Raw genomic sequence first — 23,748 nt, 5'->3', positions numbered from 1 at the left:
ATTTATTATATTTTAATTTTTTAGAAAAATTACAGAAATTTAGCAGGAATACGTGCCATTCCTCGTGAATATAAGTTAAAGTGAAATAATTGCTATTACTTTTTATAGAAACGAGGAGGAAACGCGGAATGGAAATATTAAAAGTTAAAGCAACGTCGGTCCCTAATTCTGTAGCTGGTGCACTTGCAGGTGTTATTCGCGAACGCGGAACAGCAGAAATTCAAGCTATTGGTGCAGGTGCATTAAACCAAGCGGTAAAGGCAGTAGCAATTGCAAGAGGATTTGTAGCGCCTAGCGGTTTGGACTTGATTTGTATCCCAGCGTTTACAGATATTATGATCGATGGTGAAGAGCGTACAGCGATAAAATTAATTGTAGAACCTCGTTAAGTTGAAACAACCTGTTTGCATGTATGCAAACAGGTTGTTTTTATAGTGGAGGAATGAAAATGAAAATTTTTGATGCTCATTGCGATGTACTCTTTCAGCTATGGAGTGCAAAGGGAAAAAAAGACTTTCAAAACGATTCACAATTACATATTACATTTGAACAATTAAAGAAAAGAAAAGGAAGTATACAATGCTTTGCTATATATGTACCAGAAACAGTAGCGTATGAAAAGCGTTTTGAAGTTGCGCTGCAAATGATAGATATTTTTCATAATGAAATTCTATCGCTACCAGGAATGAAGTTTATTCAGACAAAAAAAGATATTAACATGCTAAAACAGGACGAGATTGGAGCATTATTAACATTAGAAGGATGCGAAGCAATTGGAAAAGAAGCGATGAAATTACGTTTGTTTTATCGCTTAGGTGTACGTTCCTTTGGATTAACATGGAACTATGCCAATCTGTTAGCTGATGGAGCACTAGAGGAACGTGGGGCGGGCTTAACTACCTTTGGTAGACAAGTTATACAAGAGCTTAACACATTACATTTATGGACCGATGTGTCACATTTAAATGAAAGAAGTTTTTGGGATGTTATTGACATTGCAAAAAATCCGATTGCATCTCACTCGAACTGCCATCAACTATGCCAACATCCACGCAATTTGAATGACGAACAAATAAGGGCTCTCATAAATCGAAATAGCATTATTGGAGTTACTTTTGTACCGCAATTTTTAGCGAATGAAAGACGAGCGAATGTAACAGATATATTAAGGCATGTGGAATACATTTGTTCATTAGGTGGAGAAAAAAATATAGGATTTGGTTCTGATTTTGACGGGATTTTAGAAACGGTTATAGGTGTAGAAACGTATAGGGATTATGAAAATATAATTAACCAACTTTGTAAAAAGTATAGTGAATCAATGGTAGAACATTTTTTGTATAAAAATTTTATTGACCGTATTACTTTCTAAAAATTATTTTTTAAAAATTCGGAAAAATTAAAATTAATTCACGGTAATTTATTGATTTTTTTAAGACCTAATACTAGAATGGTAAACGAAATAGCATTATACTAAAGATTCAGGGAAATCAGAAGAGGCATAATTTGCGTCCGTTGTAGTTTATTTGCATAAAAAATGCTAAACTAATACTGTAAAAAAATACACTACAATGAATGCAGCCAAAAGGGGTGTAGGAGATGATTAGTCAACTTTCATGGAAAGTTGGAGGCCAACAAGGTGAAGGAATTGAAAGTACAGGGGAAATCTTCTGTATTGCATTAAACCGATTAGGATATTACCTATACGGTTACCGCCACTTCTCATCACGTATTAAAGGCGGCCATACAAATAATAAAATTCGTGTAAGTACAACAGAAGTACGCGCGATCTCAGATGATTTAGATATTTTAATTGCTTTTGATCAAGAAACAATTGATTTTAACTTCCACGAACTACGTCCGGGCGGAATTGTAGTTGCAGATGCGAAATTTAATCCGACAATACCTGATAATACAGATGTAAATCTATATGTAATACCGTTTACAGATATTGCTTCAGAGTTAGGCACATCATTAATGAAAAACATGGTTGCAGTTGGGGCGTCAAGTGCGGTATTAGGATTAGATGAAACAGCTTATCTAGATGTTGTTGAAGAAATCTTTGGTCGTAAAGGAGAGCAAGTCGTTCAAAAAAATATGGACGCAATTAAACGCGGCTCTCAATATATGAAAGAATTGCTTGGTGAGAAAGTAAACATGATGCAGCTTGAAAAAGCTGATGGAAAGAAACGCATGTTTATGATTGGAAACGACGCAATCGCATTTGGTGCGGTAGCTGGTGGTGCTCGCTTTATGTCCGCATATCCAATCACACCTGCATCTGAAATTATGGAATATTTAATTAAAAAGTTACCGAAAGTCGGCGGAACAGTAATCCAAACCGAGGATGAAATCGCAGCTTGTACAATGGCGATCGGTGCAAACTATGCTGGTGTTCGTACATTAACAGCATCTGCTGGTCCTGGTCTTTCTTTAATGATGGAAGCAATTGGTTTAGCAGGTATTACTGAAACGCCGCTAGTTATCATTGATACACAACGTGGTGGTCCAAGTACGGGCTTACCAACAAAACAAGAGCAGTCGGACTTAATGGCTATGATTTACGGAACGCATGGTGAAATTCCAAAAATCGTAATGGCGCCAAGTACAGTTGAAGAAGCTTTCTATGATATTGTAGAAGCGTTTAACTTAGCGGAAGAATATCAAGTGCCTGTTATTTTCTTAACAGATCTACAGCTTTCTTTAGGAAAGCAAACAGTAGAACCACTTAAGTTAGATAAAGTTGAAATTCGTCGTGGTAAGCTTGATTTAGAAGTAGAATTACCAGAACGTGAAAATAAAGCATACTTCAAGCGTTATGAAGTAACAGACGATGGAATTTCACCACGTGTTTTACCCGGTATGAAAAATGGTATTCACCATGTTACAGGTGTAGAACATGATGAAACTGGTAAACCATCTGAATCAGCAATAAACCGTAAAGATCAAATGGACAAACGTTTCCGTAAAATGGAGAACTTAAAGTTTAATACCCCTGTTTATAAAAATGTTAAGCATGAAGAAGCAGACGTATTGCTAGTTGGCTTTAACTCAACTCGTGGTGCGATCGAAGAGGCAATGCAGCGTTTGGAACAAGAAGGAATGAAAGTAAACCATGCCCACGTACGTTTAATTCATCCGTTCCCAACAGCTGAAATCGATCCACTTGTGAAAAAAGCGAAGCGTGTTGTAGTAGTAGAAAACAATGCAACTGGTCAGCTTGCTAACATTATGAAAATGAATCTTGGCAATGGTGAGAAAATTTCTAGTCTTTTAAAATACGATGGAAATCCATTCTTGCCGAAAGAGATTTACAACGAATGTAAAAAAGGGGTTGTATTAAATGGCAACATTTAAGGACTTTCGTAACAGTGTAAAACCAAACTGGTGCCCAGGTTGCGGAGACTTCTCGGTGCAGGCTGCGATTCAACGTGCGGCAGCTAACGTTGGTTTAAATCCAGATGAGCTAGCTGTTATTTCTGGTATCGGCTGTTCAGGTCGTATTTCAGGTTATATTAATTCATACGGTTTGCATAGTATTCACGGACGTGCCCTTCCGATTGCACAAGGTGTGAAAATGGCAAATCGTGATTTAACAGTTATCGCATCCGGTGGTGACGGTGATGGTTTTGCGATTGGTATGGGACATACAATCCATTCTATTCGTCGTAACATTGACATTACGTACATCGTAATGGATAACCAAATTTACGGATTAACAAAAGGTCAAACTTCACCACGTAGTGAAGCTGGATTTAAAACGAAAAGTACACCACAAGGTTCAATTGAACCATCACTAAATGTTATGGAAATGGCTTTAACAGCTGGTGCGACATTTGTGGCGCAAAGCTTTTCAAGTGATTTAAAAGAATTAACGCAAATTATTGAAGCTGGTATTAACCATAAAGGCTTTTCATTAATTAATGTATTTAGTCCATGTGTTACTTACAATAAAGTAAATACTTATGATTGGTTTAAAGAGAATTTAACGAAACTAAGTACAGTAGAAGGATATGATCCATCTAACCGCATGATGGCTATGCAAACATTAATGGAAAAGAACGGGTTAGTAACAGGTTTAATTTATCAAAATACAAAGCAGCCTTCTTACCAAGAGCTTGTAAAAGACTATAGTGAAAAGCCTTTAGTGCAAGCTGATTTGAATATGGATCAGAAAATGTTTGATGAGCTTGTTGCTGAATTTATGTAATGATCGGAGAGAAGGTTGCCACTTGGCAACCTTCTTTTTGAGTGAATAAAAATAATTAATAGATTTGTTTACTTAGAAAATTCGGAATGATAAAATAATATATAAATCGTTGTATAAAAATAGCATGTTCATTAACTGTGAAATGTAATATAGGATAAGGCTTCTTCTTCTTTAAAATTGGCTAAACGTTCTATACTATGATAATGTGTATAGGGATAAAGCAATATGCTTTTCAATAGGACAAGATGAAATGATAAAGTGAAATTTTAATTAGTGGAGAGGTCCAGCCCCCACTGATTATTAGTTGAACCAAGTGGGATAAAAAGGGAATGTCTATTTGTGTGGGGAAGACTTCATTCTTACGGATGATTAGATCGATTACTCAAGTTTCAAAGGGCAAGTTATCTCTCAAGCTATCTAACATCATTGAGATGGGTCTAAGCGCATTAAAATGGACTACAGAGTGTATAGTTAAGGGTGAAAGGAGATTACCGATGAACGAGCAACAACGATTAGCAAGTCGACAAGCAAATTCCTCTACGAAAAAAGAAGAGAAAGATTATAGTAAATACTTTGAAAGTGTATACCAACCACCTTCCTTGAAACTGGCGAAAAAGCGTGGGAAAGAAGAAGTTAAAATTGAACGGGATTTTGGCTTACCTGAAGAGTTCCGTAATTTTGGCGCAGGAAGAAAGTTTTACATTCGTACATATGGCTGTCAAATGAATGAGCATGATACAGAAGTAATGGCTGGGATTTTTACAACACTTGGATATGAGCCAACTTTTTCAACTGAAGAGGCAGATGTGATTTTATTAAATACTTGTGCAATTCGTGAAAATGCTGAAAATAAAGTGTTCGGTGAACTTGGTCATTTAAAATCATTAAAGCGAAGAAATCCGGATCTTTTAATTGGTGTATGTGGTTGTATGTCTCAAGAAGAATCTGTTGTAAATAAAATTATGCAAAAAAATCAGCATGTAGATATGGTGTTTGGTACACATAATATTCATAGATTACCGTATATCTTAAAGGACGCAATGTTCTCGAAAGAGACGGTAGTTGAAGTTTGGTCAAAAGAAGGGGATGTAATTGAAAACCTTCCGAAAGTACGTCGTGGTGATATTAAAGCTTGGGTAAATATTATGTATGGCTGTGATAAGTTCTGTACATATTGTATTGTACCGTATACACGCGGAAAAGAGCGCAGCAGACGTCCAGAAGATATTATTAAAGAAATTCGCCATTTAGCTGCGAACGGTTATAAAGAAATTACGTTACTTGGACAGAACGTAAACGCATACGGTAAAGACTTTGAAGATATACAATATGGTCTTGGCGATTTAATGGATGAACTTCGTAAAATCGATATCGCACGTATTCGTTTTACAACAAGCCATCCACGTGATTTTGACGATCATTTAATTGATGTTCTTGGAAAAGGTGGTAACCTAGTAGAACATATCCACTTACCGGTTCAATCTGGTAGTACAGATATGCTTAAAATTATGGCGCGTAAATATTCGCGAGAACACTATTTAGAGCTTGTACGAAAAATTAAAGAAACCATTCCGAATGCAGTACTAACGACTGATATTATCGTTGGTTTCCCAAATGAAACGGATGAGCAGTTTGAAGAGACGATGTCGTTATATCGTGAAGTAGGATTTGATACGGCATTTACATTTATTTATTCCCCGCGTGAAGGTACACCAGCTGCAAAAATGCAAGATAATGTTCCGATGGAAGTGAAGAAAGAGCGATTACAACGCTTAAATACATTAGTGAATGAATATGCAGTTAATAAAAATAAGCGTTATATAGGACAAATTGTAGAAGTATTAGTTGATGGAGAAAGTAAGAATAACCCTGAAGTACTTGCGGGATACACACGTACGAATAAACTTGTAAACTTTGTTGCTTCAAAATCTTTAATTGGTCAGCTTGTTAAAGTAAAAGTAACGGACGCAAAAACTTGGTCTCTTAACGGGGAATTAGTTGAAGAGCCGATTGAGGTGAAATAATAGATGAAAGCATATACGAAAGATGAAATTGTTGAACAAGCGAAAGAACTAGCAAAAATGATTTCTGAAACAGAAGAAGTCGATTTCTTTAAGCGAGCAGAAGCACAAATTCATAAAAATGAAAATGTAAAGCGCGCAATTGATGAAATTAAAGCATTGCAAAAACAAGCAGTAAACTTGCAACATTACGGGAAATGGGAAGCTTTGAAAAAAGTAGAAGCTGAAATTGACGCATTGCAAGATAAGTTAGACAGTATCCCAGTAGTACAAGAATTTAAATCTTCACAAACATACGTAAATGACTTACTACAGTTGGTTGCAAGTACGATTTCTAACAACGTAACAGATGAAATATTAGTTTCAACTGGCGGCGATGTGTTGAAGGGTGAAACTGGTGCAGCGGTAGAAAGTAAAAAAGGAAATTGTGGTTGTTAAAGAGATGTCTTATTGACATCTCTTTTTTTAGTGGGTTATATTGTAAATTCTTCTCAAAAAAAAGAATGACACATTCCGCTATTGTCACGCATATGATTAAGTGAATAGTGATTGAGGAGGGTTACGAATGTCCGAATTTAGAGAGATTATTACAAAAGCAGTGGTTGGAAAAGGACGTAAGTATACAAAGTCAACGCATACATGTGAATCGAATAATGAGCCAACAAGTATTTTAGGGTGCTGGGTAATTAACCATTCGTACGAAGCGAGAAAGAATGGGAAACATGTGGAAATTGAAGGTTTCTATGATGTAAACACTTGGTATTCATTTGATGGAAACACAAAGACTGAAGTTGTAACAGAACGTGTTAACTACACTGATGAAGTAAGCATTGGGTATCGTGATAAAAACTTCTCTGGTGACGATTTAGAAATTATCGCTCGTGTAATTCAGCCGCCAAATTGTTTAGAAGCTCTTGTATCGCCAAATGGTAATAAAATTGTTGTGACGGTAGAACGTGAATTTGTAACAGAAGTAGTTGGGGAAACGAAAATTTGTGTAAGTGTAAATCCTGAAGGTTGCGTAGAATCAGACGAGGATTTCCAAGTCGATGATGATGAGTTTGAAGAATTAGATCCGAACTTTATCGTCGATGCAGAAGAAGAGTAAGAGAAAGCTAGGGAGAAGTTCTTCCTAGCTTTTTACAATACATAAGTAGTGCTGAATGAACATGATTCCTTATGAAATGTGCTATAATGAGGAAAGACTCCTGTAATAGGAGATAGGGTGTCCGTGAAGTGTGACATATATAAAGTGAAACTTTAATCAGTGGGGGGTCATCCCCACTGATTATTAGTTGAACCAATCGGGCTTTTACGGGCAGTGGATCTCCCACCTAACTTCTTTGTTCCAGCCGATTTTTGAGGTGGGAATCTTACTGCCCGTTAATGCGGGATGAATATAGATTATTATGCAAGAATTATGGAGGAAAGACATGACGCAATATACGCCTATGATACAGCAATACTTAAAGGTTAAGGCAGACTATCAAGATGCCTTTTTATTTTTCCGATTAGGTGATTTTTATGAAATGTTCTTTGAAGATGCGGTTAAAGCAGCTCATGAACTTGAAATTACATTAACGAGCCGAGATGGTGGTAGTAGTGAACGTATACCGATGTGTGGTGTACCGCATCATGCAGCTAAAAATTATATTGAACAACTTGTTGAAAAAGGATATAAAGTAGCTGTTTGTGAGCAAGTGGAAGATCCAAAAACAGCTAAAGGTGTAGTACGTCGTGAAGTAGTACAACTAATTACGCCAGGAACGATGATGGAAGGGCGTACAATAGACGAGAAGGAGAATAACTTCTTAGCAGCATTAACACATTTCGAAGATGGATCTTATGCGCTAGCTTGCAATGACTTAACGACTGGACAAAATACAGTGACGTTGTTAACAGGTTCAGTAGAAGATATTTTATTAGAAGTGTATGCAACTGGTTCAAAAGAAATTGTTGTAGATTCTACATTTTCAAAAGATGAATTAAATAAATTAACTGAAACATTAAAAATGACGATTTCGTATGAAGATGCAACAACTATTCCAGAAGGATTAGAACATCTTGTGAAAAATGTTTCACAAGCAAAATTAATTAAAGCAATTGGACGCTTATTTAACTATGTAATAAGAACACAAAAACGTTCGTTAGATCACTTGCAACCAGTAGAAATTTATTACACGAACCAATTCATGAAAATTGATGTGCATTCAAAACGCAATTTAGAGTTAACAGAGACTCTTCGTACGAAGGAAAAGACAGGCTCATTATTATGGCTATTAGACAAAACAAAAACTGCTATGGGTGGGCGTATGTTAAAACAGTGGATGGAACGTCCACTTATCCAGAAAGAAAAAGTTGAAGAGCGTTTAGAAATGGTTGAAACGTTTGTAAATGATTACTTTTTACGTGAAGATTTAAAAGAAAAGTTAAAAGAAGTATATGATTTAGAGCGTTTAGCAGGGAAAGTTGCATTTGGTAATGTAAATGCACGGGACTTATTACAATTAAGACGTTCTTTACTGCAAGTACCAGCTATTTTAGAAGCGATTAGTCTTTTAGATAATGCTTATGCAGCAAGATTAATTCAAGGTGCGGATCCATGTGAGAGCTTAACTGAATTACTAGGAAGAAGTATTCAAGAAAACCCACCGCTTTCTATTAAAGACGGAGCTATTATTAAAGACGGTTATAATGACAAGCTTGATCAATATCGTTACGTTAGTAAAAACGGAAAAACGTGGATCGCTGAGCTTGAAAAACGAGAGCGTGATATTACAGGGGTTAAATCATTGAAAATTGGGTACAACCGTATTTTCGGCTACTACATTGAAGTGACGAAGGCGAATCTTGCAGCACTTCCAGAAGGGCGCTATGAGCGTAAACAAACACTTGCAAATGCAGAGCGTTTCATAACAGATGAACTAAAAGAAAAAGAAACATTAATCTTAGAAGCAGAAGAGAAAATTGTACAATTAGAATACGATTTATTTACAGCACTTCGCGAAGAAGTAAAAGTATTCATTCCGAAATTACAGCATTTAGCGAAAGTAATTAGTGAACTAGACGTACTGCAAAGTTTTGCGACAGTTAGTGAAGAAGAGCAGTTTGTAAAACCTGTATTAACAACTAAGCGCGAAATCTTTATTAAAGATGGTCGTCATCCTGTCGTTGAAAAAGTATTGAACGGGAAATTGTATGTACCGAATGATTGTATTATGCCGGAGAAGATGGATGTCTTTTTAATTACAGGACCGAATATGTCTGGTAAAAGTACGTATATGAGACAATTAGCACTTGTTACTGTTATGTCACAAATTGGTTGCTTTGTACCAGCGACAGAAGCAGTATTACCTGTCTTCGATCAAATCTTTACGAGAATTGGTGCAGCGGATGATTTAATATCAGGTCAAAGTACATTTATGGTTGAAATGTTAGAAGCGAAAAATGCAATTGCAAATGCATCAGAAAGAAGTTTAATTTTATTCGATGAAATTGGACGCGGTACATCTACGTATGATGGTATGGCACTTGCGCAAGCAATCATTGAACATATTCATGACCAAATTGGCGCGAAAACGTTATTCTCTACACATTATCATGAATTGACAGTGTTAGAAGAAAGCTTAGAACAATTGAAAAATGTACATGTTTCCGCTATTGAAGAGAATGGAAAAGTAGTCTTCCTTCATAAAATTCAAGATGGAGCGGCTGATAAAAGTTACGGAATTCACGTTGCTCAACTTGCTGAGCTTCCAGATAGCTTAATCGCTCGCGCGAAAGAAGTGTTAGCACAACTAGAAGGACAGGAAGAAATTATTATTCCGAAGCGTGTAGAAGTAAAAGTACAAGAAGTTATTCCTGAACCTGCAGTTGTAAAAGAAGAACAAGCCGAAATACAAGAAACGAAAGTAGAGACTGAAGAAGAATCACAACTATCTTTCTTTAGTGCAGAACAGTCTTCGAAAAAACAAGACAAGTCAGTGTTAGATCAAAAAGAAACAGCAGTACTTGCACAAATTAAAAAAATTGATTTACTCGATATGACACCTTTAGAAGCGATGAACGAACTGTATCGCCTGCAGAAAAAGTTAAAGAAAGGATGAGTAAGTAGATGGGGAAAATTCGCAAACTCGATGATCAACTCTCTAACTTAATTGCGGCAGGGGAAGTAGTAGAACGCCCTGCCTCAGTTGTAAAAGAACTCGTGGAAAATTCCATCGATGCGAATAGTACATCTATTGAAATCCACTTAGAAGAAGCTGGGTTATCGAAAATTCGCATCATTGATAATGGAGATGGCATTGCAGAAGAAGATTGTATCGTTGCATTTGAACGCCACGCAACGAGTAAAATTAAAGATGAAAATGATCTGTTTCGTATAAGAACACTTGGTTTCCGCGGAGAGGCCCTGCCGAGTATTGCCTCTGTAAGTGAATTAGAATTAATCACGAGCACAGGTGATGCGCCTGGTACACACCTTATCATTAAAGGTGGAGACATTATAAAACAAGAGAAAACAGCGAGCCGAAAAGGAACGGATATTGCAGTACAAAACTTATTCTTTAATACACCAGCGCGTCTTAAATATATGAAAACCATTCATACAGAGCTTGGGAATATTACAGATATCGTGTATCGTATTGCAATGTCACATCCAGAAGTATCGTTAAAACTGTTTCATAATGAAAAGAAATTGCTTCATACGTCAGGAAACGGTGATGTAAGACAAGTACTTGCAGCGATTTACAGCATTCAAGTTGCGAAGAAGCTGATTCCGATTGAAGCTGAGTCTCTAGACTTTACCATTAAAGGTTATGTAACATTACCAGAAGTAACGAGGGCGTCTCGTAACTATATGTCAACGATTGTAAATGGCCGTTACGTTCGAAATTACACATTAATGAAAGCAGTTCAGCAAGGGTACCATACGTTACTGCCAGTTGGACGATACCCAATCGGCTTCTTATCAATTGAAATGGATCCAATGCTTGTTGATGTCAACGTACATCCAGCAAAATTAGAAGTTCGCTTTAGTAAAGAGCAAGAACTACTGCAGCTTATTGAAAAAACGTTACAAGATGCATTTAAAAAAATACAGCTCATCCCAGATGCAGGTGTAACGACGAAGAAAAAAGAAAAAGATGAAAGTGTGCAAGGACAGTTCCAGTTTGAGCACACAAAACCGAAAGAACCACAGGTGCCAAATATCGTTTTACCTACTGGAATGGATGAGAAACAAGAAGAAACAACGACTTTGAAACAACCAGCACAACTTTGGCAACCACCACAGTCGTTAGTAAGAGAAGAACAAAGTTGGCAGCCATCTACTAAACCGATAATTGAAGAACCAATTCGGGAAGAGAAATCGTGGAACAGTAACGATGACGATTTTGAATTGGAGGAATTGGAAGAAGAAGTTCACGAAATAAAAGAGATTGAAATGAACGGTAATGATTTACCACCGCTTTATCCAATTGGACAAATGCATGGAACATATATTTTCGCTCAAAATGATAATGGGTTATATATGATTGATCAGCACGCAGCACAGGAGCGCATCAATTATGAATATTTCCGTGATAAAGTGGGACGAGTTACGCAAGAAGTACAAGAGTTACTTGTACCGTACCGTATTGATTTATCTCTTACTGAATTTTTGCGGGTCGAAGAGCAATTAGAAGAATTAAAAAAAGTTGGACTATTTTTAGAGCAATTCGGCCATCAATCCTTTATCGTCCGCTCGCATCCAACATGGTTCCCGAAAGGACAAGAAACAGAAATCATCGACGAAATGATGGAGCAAGTTGTCAAACTAAAAAAAGTAGATATTAAAAAACTACGAGAAGAAGCAGCCATCATGATGAGCTGTAAAGCTTCCATAAAAGCAAATCAATATTTAACGAATGATCAAATATTCGCTTTACTCGAAGAACTTCGTACAACAACAAACCCATATACATGTCCGCATGGAAGACCAATTCTTGTACATCATTCTACTTATGAATTGGAGAAGATGTTTAAGAGGGTTATGTAGGGGAAGTTGCTTTCTTCTAAAATGTTTTGGATTTAATAAAGATAAAGTTAGATTGCAAAGGGAGCAACAGTAATTAGTTGCTCTCTTTTTTTATGTAGATTTGTTAGTGTTCAATGAGTGTGAAGCAGTTTAGTTTTGAAATAAGAATTGGAAAGAGTATTTAAGAGGTTATAAAGGTATTTTGTTTTTTAGTATTTATTCATTTTTGAAGGAATTAATTTCGTGGCTATGGTTACTTTATCCTGTTATCAAATCCTACTAAGAATGAAAAAAGCGTGGTATATCAGCACTTTTAAAAAGGAAAGTTTTCCAGTAAACTCTCCTTTTTAAAGGGTGTGTGAGCTGAAAAATCAAGATTTAGACACTACTTAAAACGTAACTGTGCATGGTCACAATGATGCTCTATAGAATTATTTATTTTTGTTATTATTAATTTTTTCAGTATATAGAACTTTTTCTTTGTAATGTTTTGTTATTGGGAAATTATGTGTACCTGTTCCGTTTTTGTATTGTTTATAAACTGGGTTTTTTATGGGGATTGTTGTAGTTTCGGTAAATTCATATGGGTAATTTATTTTAGATTTATCTTCAAACATGAGAATGCCTCCTTTTTAGGATTTCCTAAGTTCTTTACTATAACATGATATGCATATATATTTTTTTGGACTAGTTATTTATAAATATTAATGGAATTTAATTACATAACTATTGTTGTTTTTTTAAATTATCGTGATATATCTGAAATTTTGAAGGAAGGTAGCATCTCGGTTCAGCCAACAACCATTATGCGATGGGTTCATGGAGGAGAAAAACCTATCTATCAAATTTGGAAGAAGAAAAACAAAAGAGCAGAACTCCCATTTCCTACGAAGTATTTATCGGTGACCAATCCCAATATATTGTAAACCGTGTTTTATTATTTCATTTTGTTTAATACAATTGCGCCCATCAACGATTTTACATCCTCGCATTAATTTTTTTACTTGTTGCCAATCAAGTGTTTTAAATTCATCCCATTCTGTGGCAATAATTATACAATCCGAATCTGTAATAGAGGACTCCAATTCAGTATGTTGTGTAACTTGTTTTTTTACATGCGAAGGGAGAATAGCTATTGGATCATAGGTATGAATCTCGTAACCGAGCGGAATTAGTTTTTCAATAAGTGTTACAGCCAGAGAGTGGCGTGTATCATCTGTATTTGGTTTAAAGGAAATCCCTAAAATTGTTAATCTGTTTGAAGAAGGATTTTTTAAATTATTTTTGATTTTTTCAATATAGAGATCTACTTGTGTCGAATTGATAGATTGTACAGCTTGTAAAATAGGGACTGGTACTTGTTTACTATTTGCTGTGTAAATTAATGAATTCAAATCTTTTGGAAAACAGGATCCTCCATAACCAAGTCCTGCTTGAAGAAAATGGGGATTGATTCGAAAGTCATATCCAACTCCTTTTGCTACTTCAGTAATATCAATGTGATAAGCGTCACAAATTCTAGCAATTTCATTTATAAAAGATATTTTCGTAGCCAAAAACGCATTAGAGGCATATTTAATCATTTCCGCCTCATTTAAACTTGTAGGAAAGAAGGGTGCTTGAATACCTTTATATAGTTCTTGCATAATTTCTAGTGACTTTGTGTCATCTTTTTGTATGCCCACGACTGTTCTATCTGGAAAGAGCATGTCATGAACAGCAGAGCCTTCACGAAGAAACTCTGGATTAGAAACGATATTAAAAAGTGAGGATTCTACACCTTTTTTTATAAGCATTTCCCGCATGAGTTGATTGGTACCTGGTGGAACCGTACTTTTCGTGATAATGGTTTTATATGATTTTATAGTTTGAGCTAACATATCAATTACAGAGTAAATATATTTTAAGTCTGTTTTTCCATTGGACATGGCAGGAGTTCCTACAGCAATAAGAACAACTGGTGTTTGTTGAATAATTTGATCAATATCACTACGGAATTGCAACCGATTGCGATTTTTGTGCATAAGTTCTGTTAAACCTGGTTCATAGATAGGATACTCTCCTTTTTGGAGAGCGTTAATTTTATTTTGATCTTTATCAACACAAATAACATGATGTCCTGAATCGGCTAACACTACTGCTGATGTTAGTCCAACATAGCCAGAACCTATAATGCATATATCCATAAAAAATCACCCTTCTGAAATTATTACTAGTTTTTACTTAAATATTGGTGGATAAATTCATTTAGGATATTATGAATTAATCGAGAAATGAATGCTCCAACATATAACGTTTTACCTTTTTAAGGCGATTTATCTTACCATGTATATAAGAAATAGGCTATCTATTATATTCTCAATCTGGTTTAAAATAATAGCAGGTCGACGAATATAATGGCCAATGAACCGATGGTGTTCTTTTATGATCCCTTTTTGTTTTGGGGTATTTAAATCAAAGCTGTTCACATTAATAAAAAATACTTTTTGAAGTTTAGATTGAATATGATTCGTTTCACCTGAAGTATGTCTTTTGAGAGAATATTACTCCAGTATGATTGGAAGTAATCTTATACTATATTTGATTTTAATTTGTTCCAATAATTATGTCTATCGAAGATAATATGTTTCAGTATTTTTAGTTCCATGACTAAAAACTATCACAACCTGAATAGTTAGGATAGTTCCAAATTTTGTACGAAATCTAAACAAAAAACGTATATTTTCGTAGCTTTTAAAAAAGGATCAGATGTCTTTTTATTAGGGTTTTTTCATTGGTTGAAATTACCAAACGAAAATATGACAACTGCTGAAATATTTATGTTGACACTTAACGTAAGCGCTTTTATAATCAAGTGGACAATAATGAAAATCACTATCACTTAGGGGTAGCAGGGGGAAGTAATCCATGACATTCAAGTTAAAAGTATTATCTGCAGCTGCAGTAACGTCTCTTCTTTTTACAGGTTGTGCAAAAGAGGAAACAAAAACATCGGAAGCACAAAATAAAAAGACAGAACAGACAGTGAAAAAAGAAGAAACAAAACAACAAGAAGTGGATTTTGTACAAGCTTACAAAGATGGAGTAGCTGAACTTGAAAAAGCGAAAGAGGGTAAAGAGGTTGACTTTGATAAAGTAACAAAGTTATATAAAGAAAAATTACAACCTCTTGTTCAAAAGCGAGATGGTGAATTCAATGAACAAATCGACCAAACAATTACAGCTGCATTAGAAGCAGGGAAAAAGAAAGAAATGGAACCAATGGTTGTAAAGCAACTATTTGATAAATTAATGCAAAAAGAGTTTTTCCAATCAATGCGCCATGAATTTAAAGAAATCGACACAAACTGGGGCAAAAAAGATGTTGTGAAAAAAGAGATGGATGAAGCGCTAGCTTTCTATAAAGGTGTAGAGGGCACAGTTGGAAAACGCGATACAGCGTATGGTACACAAATGGCTTCTCAAATTAAAGGCGGCTTTGATGAAATGCAAGCAGCCATTGATAAAGACGACAAACTTGCATTTGCACTTGGTAAGCAAGTTGTAGATAAAACGATAATGAAAACATTCTACCTAGCGACAGGTGGCGTTCCACATGGTTATGCTACAAAAATGGTAGAAGCAGTAAAAACTGATGAGAAGACAGCGAAGATTGAACAAGCAGAAGGATGGGCATTTTATCAAGCGATCTATCCGTATATCAAAAAAGCAGCTCCTGAAGATGCAGACTTTATCTTAAAGCAGTTTGATTTAAAAACTGATATAAAAACAGTTGATGCAAAAGCAGTAAATCAAGCGTTTGTACGTGGATTCTCAAAAGTTGCATTAGGTGAGTATAAAGAAAGCCAAGAGAACTTTGGAAAAGATAAAGGTCCTATTACAGCATTAGAAGGCGCGTTGTTCATTAATATCATTGAAAATGATTTGAAAGCAGTACTTGGCGAACAGCAAACGGTAGAGTTAACAAAAACAGCACAGTCTTATTTAGAAGCAGTAAAAGCGAAGAAGAAAGAAGATGCTGATAAATTGTTACCACAACTTGAGGGTGCGTTAAATAAAGCTGTTGAAGCAGCGAAATAATCTGCTCATACGTATGCCTTTTTGAAGAAACCTTGTCTTGACAAGGTTTCTTCTTTTACATAGTGTGGTAAAGGGTGGTGAAATGAATGAAAGTATTAATTACTGGAGGGGCTGGTTTTATCGGGAGTCATCTTGCTTTAAAGTTGTTAGAACAAGGGAAGCAAGTTGTACTACTTGATAATTTCCACTCCTATTATGCGAAATCACGAAAACAGTTTCAGCTTGAACGAGTGCAGCGATACGGAAATGTACCATTTTACGAGTGTGATATTTTGCATAAAGAAGATGTGAAAGCTGTTATGCAGCAAGAGAAGGTTGATGCAGTTATTCATTTAGCTGGATTTCCAGGTGTGAGACCATCACTTGAAATGCCAGGTGCTTATATTGATATTAATATAAAAGGGACAAGTAACGTATTAACATGTGCAGGAGAAGAAAATATAAGGAAAGTCATTGTGGCATCCTCTTCTTCTGTGTATGGTGAGCAAACAGGGATGCCTTTGAAGGAGGAAATGGCAAATGGCCGTGTCTTATCTCCTTATGCAGCATCGAAATACGGGGCAGAGTCACTTTGCCATGCTTATCAATATATGTATGGATTCCAAATGAATATTTTACGATTCTTTACTGTATATGGTCCGTGGGGGCGCCCTGATATGGCGATAGCGAGCTTTATTCGGAAATTATTACGTGGTGAAGAAATTGTTGTATATGGAAAGGGAACAGGAAGAGATTACACATACATTGATGATATTACAGAAGGGATTGCTCTTGCGTTAGAGTCGAATAGAAGCGATGTCTACAATCTAGGTTCGAATGCACCAATTTTAATGACTGAATTGCTTGCACAGTTAGAGAAGCACTTCCCGCTTATGCGCGTAAATAGAGAGGCGCATCGTCAAGGAGATGTAACATCGACGTGGGCTGATATTTCGAAGGCGAAAAATCAGCTGGGATATGAACCTCGTGTATCATTTACAGAAGGGTTGGAGCAGACTATTGCTTGGGCGAAAGAATATCCGGATATTGTTTAATCTTTGTGGTATTTTCTTGTTATGTGTTTTTTTCGTTATATCGTGGCAGTCATTTGAAATGTCTTCTTTGTGGGGAAAACTATATGAATTATGGAAACATCCTTATACCTTAATGTTTCTTATTGTGATGTATGGCGTTGCATTTTTCTTTCGTGCATACGCTTGGAAATTGTATCTTCATCATCATATTACAATGAAAGAGGCTTTATATGGATTGTTTTATAGCTTGTTTATTAATCATATTTCTCCATTGAAAGTAGGGGATGCTGTTCGCATTGCGATCATTACAAAAGAAAAGAAAGTGACGTTAGGAGAAGCGACACAATCAGTTGTTATTCTTCGTATATTAGATTTACTTATTCTTGGTGTATTTGGAACAGTAGGGATGTTTATACTGTGGGGGAATGTTTTACTGAATATTCCCGTTATCCTCGCTTGTATATGTATTGGAAGTGGGGCGTTGTTTCTTTTGTATAAAAAAGTACCGCAATTTGTAGAGGGACAATGGGAGCAATTAAAGGCCGTTTTGTTTACACTACAAGGCGTTATCATTATATTACTAATTGTAATGAGCTGGATTTGCGAGGCTTTTGTAATTTATGAGATTGCGAGTTCACTTACATTCATACAGGCGGTTTGGGTAAATAGTGTGACCATAGCAGGACAAGTATTTCAATTAACACCAGGCGGTCTTGGGACATATGAAACGGTAATGACGTTTGCGCTAAGGGCGCTTGGAGTAGGAGAAGTGGCAGCATATGAATGGTCATTAATGAGTCACGGTTTTAAATTTATATTTTCTTACGGTGTGGGTGCAATCTTGCTCGTCTTATACCCAATGGAGTTGCGTTCACTAGTCAGTCAGAAGGAGGAAAACATCCGGTGGAAGAAGTAAAAAAAGCATCAAAGTTTGAAAAAGTTGCAGCCCGTTGCTGGAACTTACTGAATGAAGGAAAACCGTTTACGCCTATTTTTGTATTCGGTACATTTTTATTGTTTTCTATCTCGCAGTTTGGACAAAATGGTTTTATTTCAGCATTTTTTAGTAGTTTTGTCCTCATTGTACCTTTACTTGTTTTATATTATTTGTTTGATTTTCCATTGTTTTTAAGAAATTATTTATGGTTTCCGTTTATTGCATATTTAATTGTATTTAAGATGGTCCATTTGCCATTATTCTTTTTTGCATTAGGATTATATTTCTTCTTTACAATTTTATTTTGGGGAACTTTATATTATCATTTACGAATTGGTACATCATGGCTGAACTTCACACGATTTTGGAAGCTGGTTTTAAAAAATAGTGATTCTACAAGTGGGAATGCACAAGAACAGATGCCAAAGTTCTTACTATTACTTTCGCTTTGGTATTACTATTACGATTTCTTTCAAGAAGGCGGTACATTTAACGGTGTAGATTGGAAAGTGCTGTGTATATTTTATGGTGCTCTTCTTATATATACGCTTATTTTACACCGTAATTTATTTGATTGGCAGCCAAAGGCAATTTCTAGCTATACAGAAAACATGCCTGAAAATCAAGAGGCATTAAATGAAAAAGTAGTTGTGATTGTGATAGATGGTATGCGGAAAGATCGTTTTGAGGCGGCACATACACCGTACTTAGATTCCCTTCGAAAACAAGGGACAGAGTTTTTAAATATGGAAACTGTATATCCAGCTCGTACAGTTGTATGTTTCTCATCTATGTTTACAGGAACGTATTCTTTTGAGCATGGGATTAAATCGAATATGGTTTGGAAGCATGGAGTGAACGTAGAGAGTATTTTTGATTCTCTTCGTAAAGTGGATAAAACAGGGAAGATGTTGGCGGTTGCTCATCTTGTCGACGCGTTTGGCGATGATGTTGAAACATTTACTGCTGTGATGAAAAATGATGTTGTTGACTCGAAAATTATGGAGAAAGCAAGAAAGATTATGGATGAACAAGATCCAGATCTATTTATCGTTCAGCTTATTTCTACAGATCAAACAGGTCATAGCCGCGGCGTACTATATGATGAATATTTACAAAAAATTCATGAAGCAGATCAGCATGTGAAGCAATTTATTGAGCATTTAGAGAAAACAGGAAAAGCAGAAAATACGACATTTATCATTTGTGCAGATCATGGACAAGCAGATGGGATTGGTGGTCATGGTCATTTAGACGAAGGAGAACGGTTTGTACCATTCTTTATGTGCGGCCCTCATATCGCTCAAGGTATAAAAGTAGAAGAAAAGAAGAGTCTTGTTTCTATGGCCCCTACAATTGCTTATTTATTAGGAGCGCCGTATCCATCTCATAGTCGTGGTCCTGTCTTAGTAGAGGCACTAAAGGATCAGGAAAAAGAATGAAAGTAATTGTTTTTATACCCGCATTAAATGAAGAGGATTCTATTGCACATGTCATTCAAAAGGTACCGCGCCATTTTCATCCAAGTGTAAAGGTAGAAGTACTTGTTATCGATGATGGCTCAACTGATAGAACGGTAGATGTTGCAAAAAAGGCCGGGGCTGATCACATCGTTTCATTTGCAAAAAATGGCGGACTTGGTGCAGCCGTTCGAGCAGGTTTGCAGGAGAGCTATCGTCTTGGGGCTGATATTAGTGTAATGATTGATGCTGATGATGAGTACCCAGCTAATGAAATTCCGAATGTACTTGAACCTATCTTTACTGGAGAAGCAGATTATACGATGGGTTCTCGTTTTCGTGGAACCATTCAAGGAATGAGATTACATCGACGTCTTGGAAATTATTGTTTTACGACGCTGCAATGCTTGTTATTGCGAAAGTGGATTCGTGATGGACAATCAGGTATGCGTGCTTTTTCTAGACAAGCGATGAAGCATGGGGAAATTATTCATGATTATAACTATGCCCAAGTTATTACTTTGAATTTAGTACGAAAAGGCTTTCGAGTACAAGAAGTACCGATTACGTATAAAGTAAGAGAAACAGGCGATTCTTTCATATCTTTTCGTAAGTATATGACGCGTGTGCTTCCGGCAATTTGGAAAGAAATGAAGCGTCCAGTAGAGAAAGTTATAATTGACTATGCTGCACATGTATTAACAGAAGATAAGAGGTGCTCGTAGCGAGCGGTTCTTATCTTAATAATGAAAGTGGTAATAATTATCGTTAACCTCGGGAGGAACGTTCATGAAAAGAATCATTACATCATTATTTGTTGGTATTTTCTTACTATTCTCTGTGCAAACAAGTGCATTTGCTTATTCGTATGGAAATCCGAACGAAGAAAAAGTAGCTGAAGCATACAAGCAGATGGTTACCAAGTTAGATGAAAATCCGGCAAACTTTAAAGAAGCAAAAAAAGCATATGAAAATGTGCAAGAAGAAATTGATCAGCATATGGGAAAAGAACCTTCTAAAGCAATGATGAAGGACTTTGATAAACAAAATAAAGAAGATATTATTGCTGATATGCAAAAAATTCTTGCGCTTAATATTAATCGTCGTTTAACAAATGTAGACGAAAATTTTAAAGACTATGATACAAGCAAACGTTTATTAGCTAAAGCATTTGCTACATATGAAGCGTTGTCACCAGTTGTTGGTGAGCACAATAAAGAGTTGGATAACAAGCTAAAGGATGAATTTAATAAAGCGTTAGAGTCATTAGGAAATCCAGGCTTATTTGGAGTAGGTCAAAAAGAAGCAAATCAAGAGGCTTTCAAGAAAAGCAAAGACGTTATTTTAACAGAGTTACAAAAAGAGTTTAAAATTAAAGACTTTAAAGTTGGACACTTTAGTGCAAATAGTCAAGAAGATAAAGCAGTTTCTGATGAAACGGGAAAAACAGAGTGGACAGATTTAAGCAGCCTGAAAAACTGGGCTCCAATCGTAGTTATTGTACTTATACTTGTTGGGGTCATTGTATATGCTGTAAGAAAACGCAAGTAGGGATGAGGGGGAAGAGCAATGCAACTTCAGGCATTTCTTATTACATTTCGTGAAGTATTAGAAGCGTTGCTTATCGTTGGGATTATTACAACGTACTTAAAGCGCACAGATAGTAAACAGTATGTGAAATATGTTTGGCTAGGAGCAGGGCTTGCGGTTGTAGCAAGTTATATTGTTGCTCTAGTCTTTCAAGTTGTATTTACTGGTTTTGCTGCTATGGGTAGCGAAATGTATTTAAAAATATCCATTATTTTCGTTTCAGCCATTTTACTTACACAAATGGTATTTTGGATGGCAGAACATAGTAAGAATATGACAGCCAATATGGAAAATAAAATGAATCAGTATATTACGGCTGGAAATATAATTGGAATGGTTGTGCATTCTTTTCTTGTTGTACTTCGAGAAGGTGTAGAAACAGTTTTTTTCTTTGCAGCGATTACAGGAGGAAACATCGGGGAAGCGATGAAAGGCTGGGGAGCTATATCTGGTCTACTCGTTGCAGCAGTTGTTAGCTTCTTATTTTTTAAAGGAACGATGCGTATTTCACTCAAAGTATTCTTTAAAGTAACAGGTGCATTTATCGTATTAATTGCAGCAGGACTTCTTGTACAAGGTGTTTCTATGCTTCAAGATTTAAAGATACTTGGCAGCGTAATGCCGCACGTATATGATATTACATGGCTATTACCAGAGCATCCTATTGATTATGCTCATTATCTTCGCGATCATGGTACTGCACCACTTCTTTCTGGTGATATCGGCATTTTCTTAAAAGCATTTTTAGGATATTCTTCGATGCCATCTATTGAAGAAGTACTTGTGTATATCGGATATTTTGTTGTGTTGTATATGTTAATTGTCTTTAAAAAGCCTGTTAAAAAAAAGAAAGAAATAATTGAAGAAAATAAGTCAGTTAGTTAAAGTACAAGGTGTTTTCCTTGTACTTTTTTTGAAGAAAGGAAATGAGATGAAACAAGTACTACGTATATGGGCAGTTATCCTTGTTATTAGTGTGATTTGTATTCGTTTTTTCTACGCAAGTCCGTTTGCAGCAACGTGGGACGAAGTCGATTTTACACTTGCATTAAAGCAATATGACATATTGGCGATGCAGCCCCATTTCCCAGGGTATCCTTTTTTTATTTTAGGGGGAATGATAACGCATGTTTTTATAGAAAATCCTGTGCAATCGTTAGGCGTTTTTAATGCCATCATGGCACTCGGCGCAGCGTTTCCGATGTATTGGATTGCACGTTATTATGTAAGTAAAACGAGCGCTCTTATTGTTGTAGCTGTCTTACAAACGAGCGGGTATTTCTCTATTTTAGTAACGCAGCCTATGTCAGAAGGTGCAGCATTAGCAATTGTATGGTGGTATATATGGAGTATAGAACGTGCCTTTCGTACAAAGTGTTTTCAAGCTCAATTCTGGCCAATTCTCTTCTTTGCGCTATTAATGGGTATACGGTTATCATATGCACCGTTTGGAATTGTACTTATTTTATTATTATGGCAACAATGGCATGAAGAAAAATGGCGATTTATAATCTTATTTTGTACAGCTGTCCTTTCGCAACTAGTTTGGGTCAGTGCTCTTATTTGGAACATTGGTGGAATCAAGGGGCTATGGGAAATTTCTTTTGGATTTGTAGAAGGACATTTTACCGAATGGGGTGGAGCAGTTACAGATACGAGTGAACCACTTATTTCACGCCTCTATCGTTTGCTTTCTGAAAACATCATCTTTGCAGGAATAGGTATCCACTCTTATTATTTGGTAGCTTTCTTTTTGTTCTTTTTGTTTTTGTTTGTTTTACAATGGAAAAACATACGTTGCTATCCAAAGGTTTTGATTGCTCTTGGAATTTTCTATTTTCTTTGGAATTTATTTGGACAAAATATCGATAAACCTCGTCACTCTTATCCGATTGTAGCGATGTTACTATGTGTACTTGCTATTTCATGGTTAAAAAGCCATCGTGGTATTATATTGCTTTTGTTTGCAACCAGTCAACTTATGGTGAGTATACCGCTCATGAAAGAACAACAAGTGGAGGTACCGGCAACATATCAACTCGCGTCATATTTGGAGGAGAAACAAGAGCCGTTTATTGTATACACTTGGGAAGAGACGAGGGTTATGGAATATTTACAAGTGCCGTATGAACATAAACGGTTTTACACATATTCATATTTTTTACAAGATAAAAAATATCATAAAAATGATAATATATATGTTACGAATCATCTTATTGAAGGGTTTCAAAAACAAGGGATTAATATAGAAGGACAAGTTGAAAAGGAAGCCGTCTTTTATTCAAATCCATTATTTGATCCTGTTTATCATAAAATAGTTTTATATAAGTGGAAAAAGGATTCTGTTGCAAAGTTTATTCAAGAATAGAGTAACCTAGCTAAAAGTTCTTGATTTTATTCGATGATTAATAAAATTTGTAA

At 35.9% G+C, this 23,748-nt stretch carries 19 protein-coding genes; 17 read left to right on the top strand and 2 right to left on the bottom strand.

Annotated features, from left to right (window positions below; all coding sequences use genetic code 11):
- The first annotated feature begins 128 nt into the window (after window positions 1-128).
- The 9 genes from spoVS to mutL all read left to right on the top strand — a co-directional run bounded on the left by spoVS (window position 129) and on the right by mutL (window position 12,268).
- Entirely contained in the window at window positions 129-389 is a 261-nt protein-coding gene (spoVS, locus tag QUF93_RS20015) for a stage V sporulation protein SpoVS (RefSeq protein WP_000404341.1), read from the top strand.
- Between the two features lie 59 nt (window positions 390-448).
- Entirely contained in the window at window positions 449-1,372 is a 924-nt protein-coding gene (locus QUF93_RS20010) for a dipeptidase (RefSeq protein WP_002121680.1), read from the top strand.
- A 227-nt stretch (window positions 1,373-1,599) separates the two neighbouring features.
- The gene (locus tag QUF93_RS20005; RefSeq protein ID WP_289359991.1) at window positions 1,600-3,357 is read left to right on the top strand and encodes a 2-oxoacid:acceptor oxidoreductase subunit alpha; all 1,758 of its coding nucleotides are present in this window, start codon (window positions 1,600-1,602) and stop codon (window positions 3,355-3,357) included.
- Entirely contained in the window at window positions 3,344-4,210 is an 867-nt protein-coding gene (locus QUF93_RS20000; RefSeq protein WP_002088040.1) for a 2-oxoacid:ferredoxin oxidoreductase subunit beta, read from the top strand. Before QUF93_RS20005 ends, QUF93_RS20000 begins: the two co-directional genes overlap by 14 nt.
- 494 nt (window positions 4,211-4,704) lie before the next feature.
- Entirely contained in the window at window positions 4,705-6,234 is a 1,530-nt protein-coding gene (miaB, locus tag QUF93_RS19995) for a tRNA (N6-isopentenyl adenosine(37)-C2)-methylthiotransferase MiaB (protein ID WP_033711961.1), read from the top strand.
- A gap of 3 nt (window positions 6,235-6,237) precedes the next feature.
- Window positions 6,238-6,669 (top strand): YlbF/YmcA family competence regulator, encoded by a 432-nt coding sequence (locus tag QUF93_RS19990; RefSeq protein WP_000649447.1) that lies wholly within the window; start codon window positions 6,238-6,240, stop codon window positions 6,667-6,669.
- 127 nt (window positions 6,670-6,796) lie between these two features.
- Window positions 6,797-7,339, top strand: a complete 543-nt coding sequence (gene cotE / locus QUF93_RS19985; protein ID WP_001288802.1) for an outer spore coat protein CotE — start codon at window positions 6,797-6,799, stop codon at window positions 7,337-7,339.
- A 325-nt stretch (window positions 7,340-7,664) separates the two neighbouring features.
- Window positions 7,665-10,337 carry a DNA mismatch repair protein MutS gene (gene mutS / locus QUF93_RS19980; RefSeq protein ID WP_289359990.1) on the top strand — a complete coding sequence of 891 codons (2,673 nt, stop codon included), beginning with the start codon at window positions 7,665-7,667 and terminating at the stop codon, window positions 10,335-10,337.
- Between the two features lie 8 nt (window positions 10,338-10,345).
- Entirely contained in the window at window positions 10,346-12,268 is a 1,923-nt protein-coding gene (gene mutL / locus QUF93_RS19975) for a DNA mismatch repair endonuclease MutL (RefSeq protein WP_289359989.1), read from the top strand.
- A 410-nt stretch (window positions 12,269-12,678) separates the two neighbouring features.
- On the opposite strand, the gene QUF93_RS19970 is transcribed toward mutL, so the two are convergent.
- Both QUF93_RS19970 and QUF93_RS19960 read right to left on the bottom strand, forming a co-directional pair.
- Window positions 12,679-12,864, bottom strand: coding sequence for a hypothetical protein (locus QUF93_RS19970; protein ID WP_002111324.1), 186 nt, complete (start codon window positions 12,862-12,864; stop codon window positions 12,679-12,681).
- 279 nt (window positions 12,865-13,143) lie between these two features.
- Window positions 13,144-14,433 carry a UDP-glucose dehydrogenase family protein gene (locus tag QUF93_RS19960; RefSeq protein ID WP_289359988.1) on the bottom strand — a complete coding sequence of 430 codons (1,290 nt, stop codon included), beginning with the start codon at window positions 14,431-14,433 and terminating at the stop codon, window positions 13,144-13,146.
- 721 nt (window positions 14,434-15,154) lie between these two features.
- Here QUF93_RS19960 and QUF93_RS19955 point away from each other — a divergent pair.
- The 8 genes from QUF93_RS19955 to QUF93_RS19920 all read left to right on the top strand — a co-directional run bounded on the left by QUF93_RS19955 (window position 15,155) and on the right by QUF93_RS19920 (window position 23,695).
- Window positions 15,155-16,327 (top strand): hypothetical protein, encoded by a 1,173-nt coding sequence (locus QUF93_RS19955; RefSeq protein WP_289359987.1) that lies wholly within the window; start codon window positions 15,155-15,157, stop codon window positions 16,325-16,327.
- Window positions 16,328-16,413: 86 nt separating this feature from the next.
- Complete coding sequence (locus tag QUF93_RS19950) at window positions 16,414-17,361, top strand: SDR family NAD(P)-dependent oxidoreductase (RefSeq protein ID WP_289359986.1); 948 nt, start codon at window positions 16,414-16,416, stop codon at window positions 17,359-17,361.
- Window positions 17,327-18,256, top strand: a complete 930-nt coding sequence (locus QUF93_RS19945) for a lysylphosphatidylglycerol synthase transmembrane domain-containing protein (protein ID WP_353050850.1) — start codon at window positions 17,327-17,329, stop codon at window positions 18,254-18,256. The genes QUF93_RS19950 and QUF93_RS19945 overlap by 35 nt, the downstream gene beginning before the upstream one ends.
- Entirely contained in the window at window positions 18,244-19,719 is a 1,476-nt protein-coding gene (locus QUF93_RS19940) for an alkaline phosphatase family protein (RefSeq protein ID WP_289359984.1), read from the top strand. The genes QUF93_RS19945 and QUF93_RS19940 overlap by 13 nt, the downstream gene beginning before the upstream one ends.
- Window positions 19,716-20,462 carry a glycosyltransferase family 2 protein gene (locus QUF93_RS19935; protein WP_289359983.1) on the top strand — a complete coding sequence of 249 codons (747 nt, stop codon included), beginning with the start codon at window positions 19,716-19,718 and terminating at the stop codon, window positions 20,460-20,462. Before QUF93_RS19940 ends, QUF93_RS19935 begins: the two co-directional genes overlap by 4 nt.
- A gap of 64 nt (window positions 20,463-20,526) precedes the next feature.
- Entirely contained in the window at window positions 20,527-21,288 is a 762-nt protein-coding gene (locus tag QUF93_RS19930; RefSeq protein WP_002121663.1) for a hypothetical protein, read from the top strand.
- Window positions 21,289-21,306: 18 nt separating this feature from the next.
- Window positions 21,307-22,212: an FTR1 family iron permease gene (locus tag QUF93_RS19925; protein WP_033731173.1), complete on the top strand. Its 906-nt coding sequence runs from the start codon at window positions 21,307-21,309 to the stop codon at window positions 22,210-22,212.
- A gap of 46 nt (window positions 22,213-22,258) precedes the next feature.
- A complete protein-coding gene (locus tag QUF93_RS19920) occupies window positions 22,259-23,695 on the top strand; it encodes a glycosyltransferase family protein (RefSeq protein ID WP_289359982.1) in 1,437 nt (478 codons plus the stop codon).
- Window positions 23,696-23,748 lie beyond the last annotated feature (53 nt).

The sequence above is a fragment of the Bacillus hominis genome (assembly GCF_030348325.1).
Lineage (GTDB): Bacteria > Bacillota > Bacilli > Bacillales > Bacillaceae_G > Bacillus_A > Bacillus_A hominis.
The sequence above is the reverse complement of the archived record's forward strand: the minus strand, read 5'-3'. Positions and strand labels throughout refer to the sequence as shown.